Origin of the sequence: Mesorhizobium sp. WSM3860, assembly GCF_002294995.1 — a bacterium.
Classification (GTDB): domain Bacteria; phylum Pseudomonadota; class Alphaproteobacteria; order Rhizobiales; family Rhizobiaceae; genus Mesorhizobium.
This window is the reverse complement of sequence record NZ_NSGF01000001.1, coordinates 98,581-115,357: the sequence shown is the minus strand read 5'-3', so window position 1 is coordinate 115,357 and position 16,777 is coordinate 98,581. Positions and strand designations below refer to the sequence as shown.

15 protein-coding genes are annotated in these 16,777 nt (G+C 64.9%); 11 read left to right on the top strand and 4 right to left on the bottom strand.

Features of this window, described 5'->3' with window-relative positions:
- The 5 genes from CK220_RS00600 to lpdA all read left to right on the top strand — a co-directional run bounded on the left by CK220_RS00600 (position 1) and on the right by lpdA (position 7,145).
- On the top strand, positions 1-2,988 hold the full coding sequence (locus CK220_RS00600) for a 2-oxoglutarate dehydrogenase E1 component (protein WP_095809712.1): 2,988 nt from the start codon (positions 1-3) through the stop codon (positions 2,986-2,988).
- Positions 2,989-3,039: 51 nt separating this feature from the next.
- Positions 3,040-4,326 carry a 2-oxoglutarate dehydrogenase complex dihydrolipoyllysine-residue succinyltransferase gene (gene odhB / locus CK220_RS00595; RefSeq protein ID WP_095809711.1) on the top strand — a complete coding sequence of 429 codons (1,287 nt, stop codon included), beginning with the start codon at positions 3,040-3,042 and terminating at the stop codon, positions 4,324-4,326.
- 64 nt (positions 4,327-4,390) lie between these two features.
- Entirely contained in the window at positions 4,391-4,873 is a 483-nt protein-coding gene (locus CK220_RS00590; RefSeq protein ID WP_095810232.1) for a hypothetical protein, read from the top strand.
- Positions 4,870-5,625, top strand: a complete 756-nt coding sequence (locus CK220_RS00585) for a glucose 1-dehydrogenase (RefSeq protein WP_095809710.1) — start codon at positions 4,870-4,872, stop codon at positions 5,623-5,625. Before CK220_RS00590 ends, CK220_RS00585 begins: the two co-directional genes overlap by 4 nt.
- A gap of 113 nt (positions 5,626-5,738) precedes the next feature.
- Positions 5,739-7,145: a dihydrolipoyl dehydrogenase gene (lpdA, locus tag CK220_RS00580; RefSeq protein ID WP_095809709.1), complete on the top strand. Its 1,407-nt coding sequence runs from the start codon at positions 5,739-5,741 to the stop codon at positions 7,143-7,145.
- 581 nt (positions 7,146-7,726) lie between these two features.
- Here the strand turns inward: lpdA and CK220_RS00570 are convergent.
- Positions 7,727-8,791 (bottom strand): TraB/GumN family protein, encoded by a 1,065-nt coding sequence (locus CK220_RS00570; protein ID WP_095810231.1) that lies wholly within the window; start codon positions 8,789-8,791, stop codon positions 7,727-7,729.
- A 266-nt stretch (positions 8,792-9,057) separates the two neighbouring features.
- Between CK220_RS00570 and CK220_RS00565 the strand changes: the two genes are divergently transcribed.
- From CK220_RS00565 to rpsP, 5 genes are all read left to right on the top strand, one after another.
- Positions 9,058-9,999: a CPBP family intramembrane glutamic endopeptidase gene (locus CK220_RS00565; protein ID WP_095809707.1), complete on the top strand. Its 942-nt coding sequence runs from the start codon at positions 9,058-9,060 to the stop codon at positions 9,997-9,999.
- Between the two features lie 67 nt (positions 10,000-10,066).
- Positions 10,067-11,008 (top strand): glycosyltransferase, encoded by a 942-nt coding sequence (locus CK220_RS00560; protein ID WP_095809706.1) that lies wholly within the window; start codon positions 10,067-10,069, stop codon positions 11,006-11,008.
- A 386-nt stretch (positions 11,009-11,394) separates the two neighbouring features.
- Positions 11,395-12,993 (top strand): signal recognition particle protein, encoded by a 1,599-nt coding sequence (gene ffh, locus CK220_RS00550; protein WP_095809705.1) that lies wholly within the window; start codon positions 11,395-11,397, stop codon positions 12,991-12,993.
- Positions 12,994-13,001: 8 nt separating this feature from the next.
- Complete coding sequence (locus tag CK220_RS00545) at positions 13,002-13,328, top strand: chorismate mutase (protein WP_095809704.1); 327 nt, start codon at positions 13,002-13,004, stop codon at positions 13,326-13,328.
- A gap of 107 nt (positions 13,329-13,435) precedes the next feature.
- Positions 13,436-13,837, top strand: coding sequence for a 30S ribosomal protein S16 (gene rpsP / locus CK220_RS00540; protein ID WP_095809703.1), 402 nt, complete (start codon positions 13,436-13,438; stop codon positions 13,835-13,837).
- Between the two features lie 68 nt (positions 13,838-13,905).
- Here rpsP and CK220_RS00535 read toward each other — a convergent pair whose 3' ends face one another.
- Together CK220_RS00535 and CK220_RS00530 are read right to left on the bottom strand one after the other, a co-directional pair.
- Positions 13,906-14,169 carry a YMGG-like glycine zipper-containing protein gene (locus tag CK220_RS00535; protein ID WP_066991674.1) on the bottom strand — a complete coding sequence of 88 codons (264 nt, stop codon included), beginning with the start codon at positions 14,167-14,169 and terminating at the stop codon, positions 13,906-13,908.
- Between the two features lie 237 nt (positions 14,170-14,406).
- The gene (locus CK220_RS00530) at positions 14,407-14,817 is read right to left on the bottom strand and encodes a DoxX family protein (protein ID WP_095809702.1); all 411 of its coding nucleotides are present in this window, start codon (positions 14,815-14,817) and stop codon (positions 14,407-14,409) included.
- Between the two features lie 134 nt (positions 14,818-14,951).
- On the opposite strand from CK220_RS00530, the gene CK220_RS00525 reads away from it, so the two are divergent.
- Positions 14,952-15,380 carry an ACT domain-containing protein gene (locus CK220_RS00525; RefSeq protein WP_095810230.1) on the top strand — a complete coding sequence of 143 codons (429 nt, stop codon included), beginning with the start codon at positions 14,952-14,954 and terminating at the stop codon, positions 15,378-15,380.
- A 228-nt stretch (positions 15,381-15,608) separates the two neighbouring features.
- Here CK220_RS00525 and CK220_RS00520 read toward each other — a convergent pair whose 3' ends face one another.
- Complete coding sequence (locus CK220_RS00520; RefSeq protein WP_067323616.1) at positions 15,609-16,643, bottom strand: aspartate-semialdehyde dehydrogenase; 1,035 nt, start codon at positions 16,641-16,643, stop codon at positions 15,609-15,611.
- Positions 16,644-16,777: the final 134 nt, after the last annotated feature.

Genomic DNA, 16,777 nt, shown 5'->3' with positions numbered 1-16,777 from the left:
ATGGCACGACAAGATCAAAGCAACGACCAATTCTCGCTCACCTCGTTCCTCTATGGCGGCAATGCCGACTATATCGACGCGCTCTATGCCGCCTATGAGGACGACCCGGGCTCCGTCGATCCGGAATGGCAGGACTTCTTCGCCGCGCTGAAGGACGATGCCGGCGACGTGCGCAAGAACGCCAAGGGCGCTTCCTGGGCGAAGCCTTCCTGGCCGATCCAGGCCAATGGCGAGCTGGTGTCGGCGCTCGACGGCAATTGGGGCCTGGTCGAAAAGCACATCGAAAAGAAGGTCAAGGAGAAGGCGGTCGTCAACGGCGCAACCCTTTCCGATGCCGATGTGCATCAGGCGACGCGCGATTCCGTGCGCGCCATAATGATGATCCGCGCATACCGCATGCGCGGCCACCTGCACGCCAATCTCGATCCGCTGGGCATCGCCAAGCCGCTCGAGGACTATAACGAGCTGTCGCCGGAAAATTACGGCTTCACCGCAGCCGACTACGACCGGCCGATCTTCCTCGACAATGTGCTGGGGCTCGAATTCGGCACCATCCGGCAGATGCTGGATATCCTCACCCGCACCTATTGCTCGACGCTCGGCGTCGAGTTCATGCACATCTCCGACCCCGAGGAGAAGGCCTGGATCCAGGCGCGCATCGAGGGCGCCGACAAGGAGATCACCTTCACCGCCACCGGCAAGAAGGCGATTCTTTCGAAGCTGATCGAGGCCGAAGGCTTCGAGCAATTTATCGACGTCAAGTACAAGGGCACCAAGCGCTTCGGCCTCGACGGCGGCGAGTCGCTGATCCCCGCGCTGGAGCAGATCCTCAAGCGCGGCGGGCAGCTCGGCCTCAAGGAGATCGTGCTCGGCATGGCTCATCGCGGCCGCCTTAACGTGCTCAGCCAGGTGATGGCCAAGCCGCACCGCGCCATCTTCCACGAGTTCAAGGGCGGCTCGGCAGCGCCCGACGAGGTCGAGGGCTCGGGCGACGTGAAGTACCATCTCGGCGCTTCGTCGGACCGCGAGTTCGACGGCAACAAGGTGCATCTGTCGCTGACCGCCAATCCCTCTCATCTGGAAATCGTCGACCCTGTCGTGATGGGCAAGGCGCGCGCCAAGCAGGATCAGTTCGCCGGCCGCGAGCGCGGCGAGATCGTGCCGCTGTCGGAGCGCGCCAAGGTGATGCCGCTGCTGCTGCACGGCGACGCCGCCTTTGCTGGCCAGGGCGTGATCGCCGAGATCCTCGGCCTCTCGGGCCTGCGCGGTCACCGCGTCGCCGGCACGCTGCACGTCATCATCAACAACCAGATCGGCTTCACCACCAATCCGCGCTTCTCGCGCTCCTCGCCCTATCCGTCGGATGTGGCCAAGATGATCGAGGCGCCGATCTTCCACGTCAACGGCGACGACCCGGAAGCGGTGGTGCACGCCGCCAAGGTTGCGACCGAGTTCCGCATGAAGTTCCACAAGCCGGTGGTGGTGGACATGTTCTGCTACCGCCGCTTCGGCCACAATGAGGGCGACGAGCCGGCCTTCACCCAGCCGATCATGTACCGCAACATCCGCACCCATAAGACGGTGGTGCAGGTCTATGCCGACCGGCTGATCGCCGAAGGCCATATCACCCAGGCCGAGGTCGACAAGATGCGGGCCGACTGGCGCGCGCATCTCGAGGCCGAATTTGAAGTCGGCCAGTCCTACAAGCCGAACAAGGCCGACTGGCTGGACGGCGCCTGGTCGGGCCTGCGCACGGCCGACAACCAGGACGAACAAAGGCGCGGCAAGACCGCCGTGCCGGTGCGTACGCTGAAGGAGATCGGCAAGAAGCTGACCGAGGTGCCGAAGGATTTCGAGGCGCACAAGACGATCCTGCGCTTCCTCGAGAACCGCCGCCAGGCGATCGAATCCGGCGAGGGCATCGACTGGTCGACCGCCGAGGCGCTGGCCTTCGGCGCCATCCTGCTCGACGGCAATCCGATCCGGCTGTCCGGCCAGGATTCGGAACGCGGCACCTTCTCGCAGCGTCACTCGGTGCTCTACGACCAGCGCGACGAGAACCGCTACATCCCGCTCAACAATCTGTCGGCGGCGCAGGCCGGCTACGAGGTCATCAACTCGATGCTCTCGGAAGAGGCGGTGCTCGGCTTCGAATATGGCTACAGCCTTGCCGAGCCCAAGGCGCTGACGCTTTGGGAAGCACAGTTCGGCGATTTCGCCAACGGCGCCCAGGTGGTGTTCGACCAGTTCATCTCGTCCGGCGAGCGCAAGTGGCTAAGAATGTCGGGCCTCGTCTGCCTGCTGCCGCACGGCTATGAAGGCCAGGGGCCGGAGCATTCCTCGGCGCGCCTCGAGCGCTTCCTGCAGCTCTGCGCCGAGGACAACATGCAGGTGGCGAACGTCACGACGCCGGCTAACTATTTCCACATCCTGCGCCGGCAACTGAAGCGCGACTTCCGCAAGCCGCTGATCCTGATGACACCGAAGTCGCTGCTGCGCCACAAGCGGGCGGTGTCGACGCTGTCGGAGATGGCGGGCGAAAGCTCGTTCCACCGTCTGTTGTGGGACGATGCGCAGCTCTTGGCCGACCAGCCGATCAAGCTGGTCAAGGATTCCAAGATCCGCCGCGTCGTGCTCTGCTCCGGCAAGGTCTACTACGACCTCTATGAGGAGCGCGAGAAGCGCGGCATCAACGACATCTATCTGCTGCGCGTCGAACAGCTCTACCCGTTCCCGGCCAAGGCGCTGATCACCGAGCTGTCGCGTTTCCGCAACGCCGAGATGGTGTGGTGCCAGGAGGAGCCCAAGAACATGGGCGCCTGGTCGTTCATCGATCCTTATCTCGAATGGGTGCTGGCGCATATCGACGCCAAGCATCAGCGGGTGCGCTATACCGGCCGGCCGGCCTCGGCCTCGCCGGCGACCGGGCTGATGTCGAAGCATCTCAGCCAGCTTTCCGCCCTGCTCGACGACGCGCTGGGTGAATAAGCAGACCCGGACGAAACAGACCTCAAGAAGACAAGAGAACGGACAGGCACAATGGCTACCGAAATCCGCGTCCCCACTCTCGGCGAATCCGTCACCGAGGCGACCGTCGGCAAGTGGTTCAAAAAGGTCGGCGACGCGATTGCCGCCGACGAACCGCTGGTCGAGCTCGAAACCGACAAGGTGACGGTGGAGGTGCCCGCCGCGGGCGCCGGGACGCTCTCCGAGATCGCCGTCAAGGAAGGCGAGACGGTCAATGTCGGCGCGCTGCTGGGCTCGATTTCGGCCGGCGGCGCAGCCGCCGCTCCCGCCACCAAGCCACAGGCGGTGGCGCAGGCTTCCAGTCCGGACGCCGCATCCACGACCAAGCAGGCCGCCGCCGAAACCGCCAAGATGGCCGGCGACGCCGGTCCGGTCGAGCCGCGCACCATGCCGCCGGCGCCGGCCGCGGCCAAGCTGATCGCGGAGCACAATCTCTCGGTCGAGCAACTGACCGGCTCCGGCAAGCGCGGCCAGGTGCTGAAGGGCGACGTGCTCGATGCCATCGCCAAGGGCGCGCCCTCGCAGCCGGCCGAGACGCCAAAAGCGGCTCCTGCTCCCGCGCCTGTCGCGGCCCGCGCGCCGTCGACGGCCGACGATGCCTCGCGCGAGGAGCGCGTGCGCATGACCAAGCTCCGCCAGACCATCGCGCGCCGTCTCAAGGAAGCGCAATCGACCGCCGCCATGCTGACCACCTTCAACGAGGTGGACATGAGCGCGGTGATGGCGCTGAGAGCCAAGTACAAGGACGTGTTCGAGAAGAAGCATGGCGTGAAGCTCGGCTTCATGGGCTTCTTCACCAAGGCGATCACGCATGCGCTGAAGGAGATCCCGGCGGTCAACGCCGAGATCGACGGCACCGACATCATCTACAAGAACTTTGCCCATGTCGGCGTCGCCGTCGGCACCGACAAGGGCCTTGTGGTGCCGGTGGTGCGCGATGCCGACCAGATGTCGATCGCCGAGATCGAGAAGGAGATCGGCCGGTTGGGCCTCGCCGCGCGCGACGGCAAGCTTTCAGTCGCCGACATGCAGGGCGGCACGTTTACGATCTCCAACGGCGGCGTTTACGGCTCGCTGATGTCGACGCCGATCCTGAACGCGCCGCAGTCCGGCATCCTCGGCATGCATAAAATCCAGGAGCGGCCAATGGTCGTCGGCGGCCAGATCGTCGTTCGTCCGATGATGTATCTGGCGCTCAGCTACGACCACCGCATCGTCGACGGCAAGGAAGCGGTGACCTTCCTGGTGCGCGTGAAGGAAAGCCTGGAGGATCCCGAGCGGCTGGTGCTCGATCTGTAAGGTGGAGCATGAAGGCTCGCGGGCGGGGCGGCGAGTGAAGACCCGTTGGCTCAGCACCGCGAGGCTGGTAGCGCCTGCCGCCGCTGCGGCTCTCGTAGCTGCCGATGCCCAGGCCGCCTGCCCGTTCCAGCTCGCCGTCTATGGCGAGGCGAAGAGCGGCGCCGAGATCGATTTCACCCCGACCGGCACCTCGGCGACGATCACCAACACATTCCGCATGATACTCGACAACAATACCGTGCTCGACGGCATCGCCATGTGGACCGAAGGCTCGGCCGGCCGGCCGCACGGCTCGCTAATGTACAAATGCCCGACCGGCGACGTCACCGGCGAGGAGCTCGCCGCCTGCACAGTGTGGGAAGGCGTGATCTACGGTGTCGATGACCAAGGCACCATCGGCCTGCTGCCGGCCGAGGGTGCCGACGCGCCGAAGAGCCTGATTTTTCCCGATCTCGGGCCATCGCTCGAAATGTCGGCCGCTTACGGTCCCGCCGGCTTCTCCAAGGTGCCGTGGGACGTCTTTGCCCTGAAAGGCTGCCAGGAATGAATGCCGACAAGAAGACGCTGCTGGTCACCGGCGGCAGCCGCGGCATCGGCGCTGCCATCTGCCGGCAGGCCGGGCGGGCCGGCTATCGGGTGGCGATCAACTATGTCTCCGACCAGGCCGCTGCCGAGGCGCTTGCCGCCGAGCTCGAAGCCGCGGGCAGCGAGGCTTTCGCGGTCAAGGGCGATGTCGGCAACGAGGCCGATGTGGTGGCGATGTTCGAGGCGGTGGACAAGGCCTTCGGGCGGCTCGACGCCTTCGTCAACAATGCCGGCATCGTCGACGTCAAGGCGCGTGTCGACGAGATGAGCGCCGAGCGGGTCGAGCGCATGATGCGCATCAACGTCGTCGGCTCTTTCCTCTGCGCCCGCGAGGCTGTCAAGCGCATGTCGACACGGCACGGCGGCAAGGGCGGCGCCATCGTCAATCTCTCCTCGGCGGCGGCAAGACTGGGCTCGCCCGGCGAATATGTCGACTACGCCGCTTCCAAGGGCGCGATCGACACGCTGACCGTTGGTCTGGCGCGCGAGGTGGCCCTGGAAGGCATCCGCGTCAATGCCGTCAGTCCCGGCATCACCGAAACCGACATCCATGCCTCCGGCGGCCAGCCGGACCGCGTGGCGCGGATGCAGGATCTGCTGCCGATGAAGCGCGCGGGCACGGCCGACGAGGTCGCCAGCGCGGTTCTCTACCTTTTGTCGGACGCGGCCTCCTATATAACGGGCGCGATCCTGAATGTGAGCGGCGGCCGCTAGAGCAATTCCAGGAAAAGTGCTCAGCGGTTTTCCGTTTCGGAATTGCGTACAGAGAAATACCTGGAGCGGTTCGAACTCGAACCGCTCCAACGCCAGACCAGAAGGACACCATCATGGCTTATGACGTGGTAATCATCGGATCGGGACCGGGCGGCTATGTCTGCGCCATCAAGGCCGCACAGCTCGGCCTGAAGACGGCGGTGGTCGAGAAGAACGCCACCTTCGGCGGCACCTGCCTCAATATCGGCTGCATCCCCTCGAAAGCCCTGCTCCACGCCTCCGAGATGTTCGCCGAAGCCGGTCATGCCTTCGATATGCTCGGCATCGAGGTCGGCGCGCCGAAGCTGAATCTGAAGAAGATGCTGGCGCATAAGGACACGACCGTGGCCTCGAACGTCAACGGCGTCGCTTTTCTCTTCAAGAAGAACAAGATCGACTCTTTCCGCGGCACCGGCAAGGTGATCGGCGCCGGCAAGGTCTCGGTCACCGGCGAGGACGGCAAGGTCGAGGAGATCGAGACGAAGAACATCGTGATCGCCACCGGTTCCGATGTCGCCGGCATTCCGGGCGTCAAGGTCGACTTCGACGAGAAGGTGATCGTGTCCTCGACCGGTGCGCTGTCACTGGCCAAGGTGCCCGGCAGCCTTGTGGTGGTCGGCGGCGGCGTCATCGGGCTCGAGCTCGGCTCGGTCTGGGCCAGGCTCGGCGCCAAGGTCACGGTCGTCGAGTTCCTCGACACCATTCTCGGCGGCATGGACGGCGAGGTCTCGAAGCAGTTCCAGCGCCTGCTGTCCAAGCAGGGCTTCGAGTTCAAGCTCGGCGCCAAGGTCACCGGCGTCGCCAAATCCAAGAAGGGCGCCAGCGTGACGTTCGAGCCGGTCAAGGGCGGCGCGGCGGAAACCATCGAGGCCGATGTCGTGCTGGTCGCGACCGGACGTCGCCCCTATGCCGACAGCCTTGGATTGAAAGAAGCCGGCATCGAGATGGACGAGCGCGGCCGGGTCAACACCGACGGCCATCTGAGGACCAATGTGCCCGGCATCTATGCCATCGGCGACGTAATTGCCGGGCCGATGCTGGCGCACAAGGCCGAGGACGAGGGCGTGGCGGTAGCCGAGACGATCGCCGGCCAGGCCGGGCATGTGAATTACGACGTTATCCCGAGCGTCGTCTACACCAGCCCCGAAATCGCCTCCGTCGGCAAGACCGAAGAGGAGCTGAAGAAGGCCGGCATCGACTACAAGGTCGGCAAATTCCCGTTCAGCGCCAATGGTCGCGCGCGCGCCATGCTGCACACCGACGGCTTCGTGAAGATCCTCGCCGACAAGGCGAGCGACCGCGTGCTCGGCGTTCATATCGTCGGCTTCGGCGCCGGCGAGATGATCCACGAAGCCGCGGTGCTGATGGAGTTCGGCGGCTCTTCGGAAGACCTCGCCCGTACCTGCCACGCCCACCCGACCATGTCGGAAGCGGTCAAGGAAGCGGCGCTGGCCACGTTCTTCAAGCCCATTCATATCTGACCGCGCGTACTGCGCCGAACGCTCGCGAGTTCGTCATCCAGGGCGGAGCAAGGGAGCGAAGCGCCGCGCGCAGACCCGCCGCATCCCAAAACAAAACGGCCCGCCTTTCGGCGGGCCGTTCGTCGTTGAGCTATAGCCTGATCACGGAGACGGCGCAGGTGCCGGAGCCGGGGCAGGCGTCGGAGTGGGCGCAGGTGCCGGGGCTGGCGTAGGAGCTGGAGCAGGCGTTGCGGGCGCTGGTTCAGGCGTTGCAGGCGCCGGGGCCGGCGTCGTCGCGGCCGGCGGCTCGGAAGTCGTCGGGGCGTGCTCGCCGCCGGTTCTGCCAAAAACATAATACGCAACAATGGCCAGGATAATGACAACTAGGGCGATCAGCCACCCGCTGCCGCCACCTCCGCCCCGCGAGGGCGGCGTGCTCGACGGGGTGTAGGGGTCGTTAGGGTTCGCCATGAAACGTGTCCTCCTTGGAATGAAAGGCATCAATAGCAGCCATCAACGCGCGGATCCCGTAATGGGTTTCACGCAGGCGGACGGAAAGCGCTGAAAAACCGGCATTTTCCGCTCCCCAGCCGCCAGACGACTCAGTTGACGGCGGTAACACTATACCCCGCTTTGCGGAAATCTTCGACCAGTCCGTCAGGGCCGGGCAGATGCAGCGCGCCAACCGCCATGAAGGCATTGCCCTTGGTCAGAATCGGCATGGCATGCGCGACCATGACCTTGTTGCGGCTGGTGATCATGGTCTGCTCGAAGGCGGCATAGCCGGCCTGGTCGTCCGCTGTGTCGGGCAGCACGGTGCGAAATAGCGGCCAGAACATGCCGACCTCGCCACGTTGGTAGAGCACGATCATGGTTTCGTTGACGTCGTTCACCTTGTCGCCCAGCTTCAGCGTCTCGACCAACCCCTTCATGTGGTAGGCGAGCGGCAGCGAGGCCATGGCGCGCAGTTGGTCGACGGCGGTTTCCAGACCCTCGACGTTCTTGCCGGACGCTTTGGCGTCGGCGGCCAGCTTGACATCCAGCACCGGCGCGCCGGCGCTCTGGCGCGCCACCTCGCAGGCCGGCAGCGCCACCATGGCCGACAGGATCCACGGCTTCATCTTGGCCACCGTCAGAGGCGGAATGCCGCGTGCATCGAGCCCCTTGTTCAGGACCGCCGCATCCTCGGGCGACAGCAGCGAGGACAGCGTCGTGTTGTCCGTGAACATCATCAGGCCAGGCTCAGCGGCCATGGCGGCCATCATCTTGGCCTTGTCGAGGGCGTCGGTGGTTTCGATGATGATGGTGTCGGCACCGTCATAGGCTTTTTGGGCCGCGGCCGGCAGCGTGGTGACGCGCGCGTCCGTCATGTGCATGGTGCCGAAAAGATAGGACGGCTTCTCGCCCGGTTTCTCGAGCTTCCACAACAGGCCCCGGCCGTTCGGAACGGCGGCGGCTTCGGTCTCGACCTTCTTGAAGGCGGCGGGATCGCTCTTTGCAAGACTTGCCAGCAGGTCGCTGCCGCCACAGGCGGGCGCTTCGGCATGCGCGCGGCCGGCCAGCAGCAGCACGACCAGGAACGACAGGAAAAACAGCACGTTGAGCGCTGCGAGCAGCTTCAACGAGACGAGGGCCGCGCGGTCGGCGATGGCGATAACGCGTTTCATGGTGACCTTTTTAAGCGCAAAAAGCGGCAAAACGGTTAATCGAGAGCCGAAATTGTTGTCGATCCGTTCGGAGTCCCGGCGCGGGGTTTGACGGGTGGCCCTGCAGCGACATGGAAATCCGTGGCAAATCTCAATCCGCCGGTAGTTTCGATCCTCCCCTGCGGTCGAAGCGGCCCAACCCGCTGCTGGATTTGACGGGAGCGATTGCGCCGAAAACGCCGATCCCCTAGATCATGCGACCTGAAAGCGCCGGCAGGGGACCCCGTGTGATCATCGACAACGCCGCCTTCGAGCGCTACCGGCGCTCGCCGAACGACAAGACCACCCTGCTCCGGCTCCTGCTCGGAACCGCGATCGTCGTTCTCTTCTGGCTCGCCATGACGCTGGTCGTGCTCGTCGCCGGCACCGCCGCCTTCATCGTCTTGCGCCTCCCCGGCCCGGCGACCGGACAGCCGATCCAGGATTTCCTTGCCTCGCCCGCCGGCATCCTCACCGCGCTGGCGTCGTTTGCCGGCATATGGATCGGTCTTTGGGCGGCGATGCGCTTCGTTCATGGCGAGCCGCTCTCGGCGCTGATCGGCGCAGACCGCCGCATCTCGCGCGGCGGGTTCCTCAAAGGCCTGGTCGCGGTTCTGATCACCTCCTTGTTCTCCGAGGTGCTGCTCTATTGGCTGCAGCCGGAGATCGTCCGCGGATCGATCGCCTTCTCGTCCTGGCTGCTCTTCCTTCTAGCGATCGTGCCGCTCGCCTTTCTGCAGACCTCATCCGAGGAGGCTCTGTTTCGTGGCTATCTGCAGCGTGGCCTCGCCAGCCGCTTTGGCAGCCCGCTGATCTGGGCCGCGCTGCCGGGGCTTCTGTTCACCGCCTTGCACTGGAGTCCGGCCTCGACGCTTGCCATCAACGCCTGCGTGCTGGTCTCGATCGCCGCCTTCGCGCTGCTGCTGACGCTGCTGGTCTATGTGACCGGCAATCTCGGCGCTGCATTCGGTGCCCATCTCGGCAACAACCTGACCGGCTTCCTGCTCATCTCGCACCAGCAGAGCTACAATTCCTTCGCCCTGTTGAACGCCAAGCCGCTCGAAGGCCCTGGCTGGACCAATTGGGACGCCGTTCTGATCGCCGCGATCGGCATCGTAAGCACGCTGCTGACTCTGCTCTTGCTTCTGCATCGCCGCTCCCCCCTGAAGGTCGGGCCGGACGAGCCATGATCCAAAAAAGCGGAAACCGGTTTCTGGATCGGATCATAATCAAGCAGAAAACCTACGGGCTAACCTGATGCGCATCACGCTTGTGGCGGAGCGCACCATCCCCTGCAAAGGCTATGGCGGCACTGAGCGGCAGGTCGACTGGCTGGCAAAAGAGCTTTCGCGTCTCGGCCACAAGGTGGTCCTGATCGCCGGTCGCGGCTCGAGCCATCCGCTATGCGAAGTGCGGCAGGCGTCTTCGGCCGCCGAATGCCGCGCCGCGATTCCGGCCGACACCGACATCGTGCATTTCAATGGCTGGTACATCGAGGTTTCGCGACCGGCGCTCTATACGATGCACGGCTTTGACCCGAAATTCACGGAAAGCAGGCAGAACTGGAACTTCGTCAGCGCCAGCCATGCGCGCAACCACGGGCGGGCAACCTTCGTCTATAACGGCTTTCCGGTCGACGCCTACCGGCTGTCCGCCGGCAAGACGGACAGGCTGCTGTTTCTGGCTGGCATCGCCCGCGCCGGTAAGAACCTCAACCGGGCTGTCGATCTCGCGCGCGCCTTCGATTTCCAGCTCGATATCGCGGGCGGCTCGCGCTGGCAGCTCCTGCAGCGCACCAAGGTTCGCCGCCAGGGTGTCTTCTTCAAGAGCCTCGGCCGTCGGTTCCGCTACCACGGCACCATCGACGGCGATGAGAAGCTGCGCCTGCTCGGAGAAGCCAGGGCTTTTCTCAACCCGATCGCCTGGGAAGAGCCGTTCGGCATGGCGCCGGTCGAAGCGATGCTGTGCGGCACGCCGGTGCTGACGACGCCGCGCGGGGCGCTGCCCGAAATCGTCGACGACGCCACAGGACGCCTCTTCGACGCCGATGCCGAGTTCGCCCAGGCCTTGGCCGACATCGCCGGCTTGTCGCCTGAGCAGTGCCGTGCATCCGCCGCCGCGCGGTTTCCGATCGCGAAGACGGCAAACGGCTATCTCGATCTCTATGCGCGTATCCTGGATGGCGAAGAGCTGCCCTGAACCGCCTCTGGGCGCGGCGCTTTTGGTCTTCAAAACGCCCCCAGCCTTGACTCTGCCGCCGATTTCCTGTCTAGACACGCACGAATTCCGCGACGAGACCCTCTCCGCGAAAGCCGACCAGGACGCCGAAGCCTCTTTTGAGGCGAGAGCCGTAAACCGATCCTGGAGGCCAACACCCGGCAGCGCGATGCGCCCCCGGGTGCTTTTTGGCTTTGTGCTTTGCTTGGCGACCTGGCGCGAACGCACTACCTCTCGGGTCGAATGACCCGAGATCGAAGGAAGCAAGATGTTTGAATCACTGCAGGAGCGCACAAGAGGCGTGGAGGGCCGCAGGCCCGACAGGCATCGGCATGAATCCAAGGCGCTCTCGCACGGCGGTCTGATCAATGTTTGAGTCCCTGCAAGAGCGCCTTGGCTCCATCCTGAACGGCCTGACCGGCCGCGGTGCGCTGTCCGAGGCGGATGTCTCGGCGGCGCTGCGCGAGGTGCGCCGCGCGCTGCTTGAGGCCGATGTGGCGCTGGAGGTGGTTCGCTCTTTCACCGACAAGGTGCGCGAGAAGGCGGTCGGCGCCGCGGTGCTGAAGTCGATCAAGCCCGGACAGATGGTCGTCAAGATCGTCCATGACGAGCTGGTCGATATGCTCGGTGCCGAAGGCGTCGCCATCGACCTCAATGCGCCGGCGCCCGTCGTCGTCATGATGGTTGGCCTGCAGGGTTCCGGCAAGACGACGACCTCGGCCAAGATCGCAAAGCGCCTCACTGAGCGTCAGAACAAGAAAATCCTGATGGCCTCGCTCGACACGCGGCGTCCGGCCGCGCAGGAGCAGCTGCGCCAGCTCGGCGAGCAGACCAAGGTGGCCACGCTGCCGATCATCGCCGGCCAGAGCCCGGTCGATATCGCCAAACGCGCCGTGCAGGCGGCCAGGCTAGGCGGCCACGACGTCGTCATCCTCGACACCGCCGGCCGCACCCATATCGACGAGCCGCTGATGGTCGAGATGGCCGACATCAAGAAGGTGTCGTCGCCGCACGAGATCCTGCTCGTCGCAGACTCGCTGACCGGCCAGGATGCCGTCAATCTCGCCAAAAGCTTTGACGAGCGCGTCGGCATCACCGGCCTTGTGCTGACCCGCATGGACGGCGACGGCCGCGGCGGCGCCGCGCTTTCCATGCGCGCCGTCACCGGCAAGCCGATCAAGCTGATCGGCACCGGCGAAAAGATGGACGGGCTGGAGGAATTCCACCCCAAGCGCATCGCCGACCGCATCCTCGGCATGGGCGACATCGTCTCCCTCGTCGAGAAGGCCGCCGAGACCATCGACGCCGAGCAGGCGGCGGCGATGGCCAAGAAGATGCAGTCGGGCAAGTTCGACCTGAACGACCTTGCCGCGCAGCTTCAGCAGATGTCGAAGATGGGGGGCATGGGCGGCATCATGGGCATGATGCCCGGCATGGGCAAGATGAAGGATCAGCTCGCCGCGGCCGGCTTCGACGACAAGATGTTCCGCCGCCAGCTCGCCATCATCTCCTCGATGACCAGGGCCGAGCGCGCTAACCCCGATATCCTGAAGCACTCGCGCAAGAAGCGCATCGCCGCCGGCTCCGGCACCGACGCGGCCGAGATCAACAAGCTCTTGAAGATGCATCGCGGCATGGCCGACATGATGAAGGCGATGGGCGGCAAGGGCAAAGGCGGCGGCCTGATGCGCGGCATGATGGGCGGCCTGGCCTCGAAGATGGGCCTTGGCGGCATGATGCCCGGCGGCATGGGGGGTATGCCGGATCTCTCGAAGATGGATCCCAAGCAGCTGGAGGCGTTGCAGAAGCAGGCCCAGGCTGCCGGTCTCGGCAAAGGCCTGCCGGGCGGCCTGCCCGGCGGACTTCCGGGCGGCGGTGGGTTGCCGGGCCTGCCCGGCGGCATGAAACTCCCGGGCCTTCCCGGTCTCGGCGGCGGCGGGCTGCCTGGCCTTGGCAAGAAGAAGTGAGGGGGCAGATGAACGAGGAGAAGGACATGGCCGAGGCACGCGCCGTTCTGGCGGGCTACCGCGCTTCGATCGACAACATCGACGCCGCCCTCATCCATATGCTGGCCGAGCGCTTCCGCTGCACCAAGGCGGTCGGCGTGCTGAAGGCCGAGCATGGCCTGCCGCCCGCCGATCCGGCGCGCGAGCAGCAGCAGATCACCCGCCTGCGCCAACTGGCGAAGGATGCGCATCTCGATCCGGATTTCGCGGAGAAATTTCTGAACTTCGTCATCCGCGAAGTCATCCGGCATCACGAACAGATCGCCGCTAACAACGGCGTGACGAAAACCGGCTGAAGCTGGTGCATGTCGCCCAAAACTGAGCAGCGGTTTTGGGATAACGACTTGCACAAGGACAAAGCCGCAACCGATCAACGAACTCAGAGCTTGTTAGGAGATAAAGAATGGCACTGAAGATCAGACTGGCCCGTGCGGGCTCGAAGAAGCGTCCCTACTACCACGTCGTCGTCGCCGACGCCCGTTCGCCGCGCGACGGCCGTTTCATCGAGTCGCTCGGCTCGTGGAACCCGCTGCTGCCGAAGGACGGCGAGCGCGTCAAGGTTGACGCCGACCGCGTCAAGCACTGGCTCTCGCACGGCGCCCAGCCGACCGACCGCGTTCTGCGCTTCCTCGACGAGGCCGGTCTCGCCAAGCGCGAAGCCCGCTCGAACCCGAACAAGGCACAGCCCGGCAAGAAGGCGCAGGAGCGCGCCGCGCTGCTGAAGAAGGCGCAGGAAGACGCCGCCGCTGCCGTTGCGGCCGCGTCCGCAGCACCCGCCGAGGCGGAAGCCGCGACCGCCGAGTAATCTCGGCCCCGGTCAAAAGGACGGCGGGCTGACCCCGCCGTTCTTTTTTGATCGGACCTGTTGAAACCTCAATATCCCGACGGGCAACGAGCGATATAGACGCGCCCGTAGCGGTCCCGATAACGGCATTTGCCGCTTTCGCTGGCACGGCCGATCAACGCGCCGGCCACGGCGCCGACAGCGCCACCGACCACTGCGCCCTCGACCGGGTCATTGGCGACGGCCGCACCGACCGCAGCACCGCCCAAGCCGCCGATCGCCGCTCCTTTTTCCGTCTGCGAACAGGCGCCCAGCGCCACCGTCAGCACCAGAATGGTAATCGCTTTCTTCATTTCAGTTCCTCTCTCACGGGATCGCCGTCCTCGCCGCCAAGCTTTAACTCGCAAACGGCTAATTTGATCCCGAAGGGAACGAATATTGCTGTTTCGAACGCCGGCGCGAGTTGCGCCAACCGGCCTCGACAGCGTTGAGAGTGCTGACGAATTAGCGTTCGGTAACGCAGCTTGGCACAGCCGGCTTCAAAGCCCTTGCGGTCGCCGCAGCCGGTGGGATCGCCAGAATGAGCCGCCTCAGCGGCTGAACGGGATCAGCGCGCGCACTCTGGCGTCGCGCAGATAGAGGCCGCCCCACAGGACAACAGCAAGATAGACGCCGAACAGCGTGTGCGAGAGAAGCGGGTTTGCGATGCGCACATGCGTGGAAATGGCGCCGCCCATATAGGCGGTGAGCAGGATGGCGCCGAGCACGGACGTGCGCGGCAGCGCATAAAGCGCGGTCGAGATCAGCCCGACGATGCCGAGCAGCCGCGCGATGTTTGGGTCGGCTGGCCAGCCGAGCTGCGTCATCGTCTCGGTGACGACTTGCAGTGGCGGCAGCTTGATGAGCCCGTCGAAGATCATGAAAAGGATGACAATGGCGCTGAGCACGCGCCCGGTCCACAAGGCGCCGTTCGAAACCGGCGCGGCTTCTGAAATGCTCATCGGTGTTCCCTCCTTTGTTGGAGCCTGGCTGTTTTGCCAGCTTCGAGCCAAGGACGGCGGCCGGGGCGGCAATCCGACAAGGGTCGGTGCGCTTTTTTCAAACGCGTGGTTGAATGAGAATGGAAGGAGCGAAAATGACCGGCGAGACCAATCTGCAAAGGCTACTGGCGTCCATGACGCCGCAACTGCTTCCCGATGTCCATGTCTTCGCGACGCTGGCGCCGGGTTTGGCCGTGCCCGTCGGCCTCGACCCGGTGATGGTCTTTCGCGAGCGGGAGGGAACGACGCTGATCGTCGCCGAGGAGCAGGCCTGGGCGGCCGGCCTCGACGGCACGTTCCGCTGCCGGATGATCACGCTCGACATCCATTCCTCGCTGGAGGCCGTCGGCTTTCTCGCCGCGATCACGACGCGGCTCGCCGCCGCTGGCATGGGCGTCAATCCGGTCTCGGCCTTCTATCATGACCATCTGTTCGTCCCGGCCGACCGGGCCGAGGAGGCATTGGCGATGTTGAAGCAGTTGGCGCAGGACGGCGGTGCGGAAACTCAGCGTCGCAGCACGTAGAGAATATCTGGCGGCATCCGAGCTTCTGGCTAAGCGCAGCAAGATTAAGCTAAACTGGACATGCCGGCGCTGCCCCTCATCCGCCCTTCGGGCACCTTCTCCCCGTTGAACGGGGAGAAGGAAGAAGGCGCCCCGGCCGAAGGCCGAGCCCGCGACCGCGGGCCGCCGGTCGTCCGGCGCCCTCGCGGAGGGCCAGCCGCGAAGCGGCGGTGCGGCGCGTGAGCGAAATTAAGCCGCCTTCTTCTTCGGCTGGATGAGGCCCCGCTCGACCAGCAGCTCGGCGATCTGCACGGCGTTGAGCGCCGCGCCCTTGCGCAGATTGTCGGAGACGACCCACATCGACAGGCCGTTGTCGACGGTCGAATCCTCGCGGATGCGCGAGATGAAGGTTGCGTCCTCGCCGGCTGATTCCAGCGGCGTGATGTAGCCGCCGTTCTCGCGCTTGTCCAAGACCTGGCAGCCGGGAGCCTCGCGCAGGATCTCGCGCGCCTCGTCCGCGGTGATCGGCTTCTCGAACTCGATGTTGACCGCTTCCGAGTGGCCGATGAACACCGGCACGCGCACGCAGGTCGCCGTCAGCTTGATCTTGGGATCGAGCATCTTCTTGGTCTCGGCGACCATCTTCCACTCTTCCTTGGTGAAGCCGTCGTCGAGGAAGACGTCGATATGCGGGATGACGTTGAAGGCGATGCGCTTGGTGAACTTCTTGACGTCGACCTGGTCGGCGACGAAGACCGCGCGCGTCTGCGTGAACAGCTCGTCCATGCCTTCCTTGCCGGCGCCGGAGACCGACTGGTAGGTGGCGACGACGACGCGCTTGATGGTGGCGACATCGTGCAGCGGCTTCAGCGCCACCACCAGCTGCGCCGTCGAGCAGTTCGGATTGGCGATGATGTTCTTGCGCGAGAACAGCTCGACCGCGTCCGGATTCACTTCCGGCACGATCAGCGGCACGTCCGGGTCGTAGCGGAAGGCCGACGAATTATCGATGACGACGCAGCCCTGCTTGCCGATCTTGGGCGACCACTCCTTGGAGACATTGCCGCCGGCCGACATGACGCAGATGTCGGTGTCGGAAAAGTCGTAGGTGTCGAGCGCCTTGACCTTCAGCGTGCGGTCGCCGAAGGACACTTCGGTGCCCTGGCTGCGCCGCGAGGCCAGTGCCACCACTTCGCTTGCCGGGAAGCCGCGCTCGTCCAGAATGTTGAGCATTTCGCGGCCCACATTGCCCGTGGCGCCGACTACCGCAACCTTGAAACTCATCGAAATCTCCTGTCCCTCTCCGCTTGGTTGTTGGAGAAAACCCGCCGGCCTCATGCGGGTTCCGTCCCCCGGGCCGAACCCGGGAGAGGGTGGTTAGGCCAAGGGAATCACACCGTTTTGGTGGTGGTTTTGGC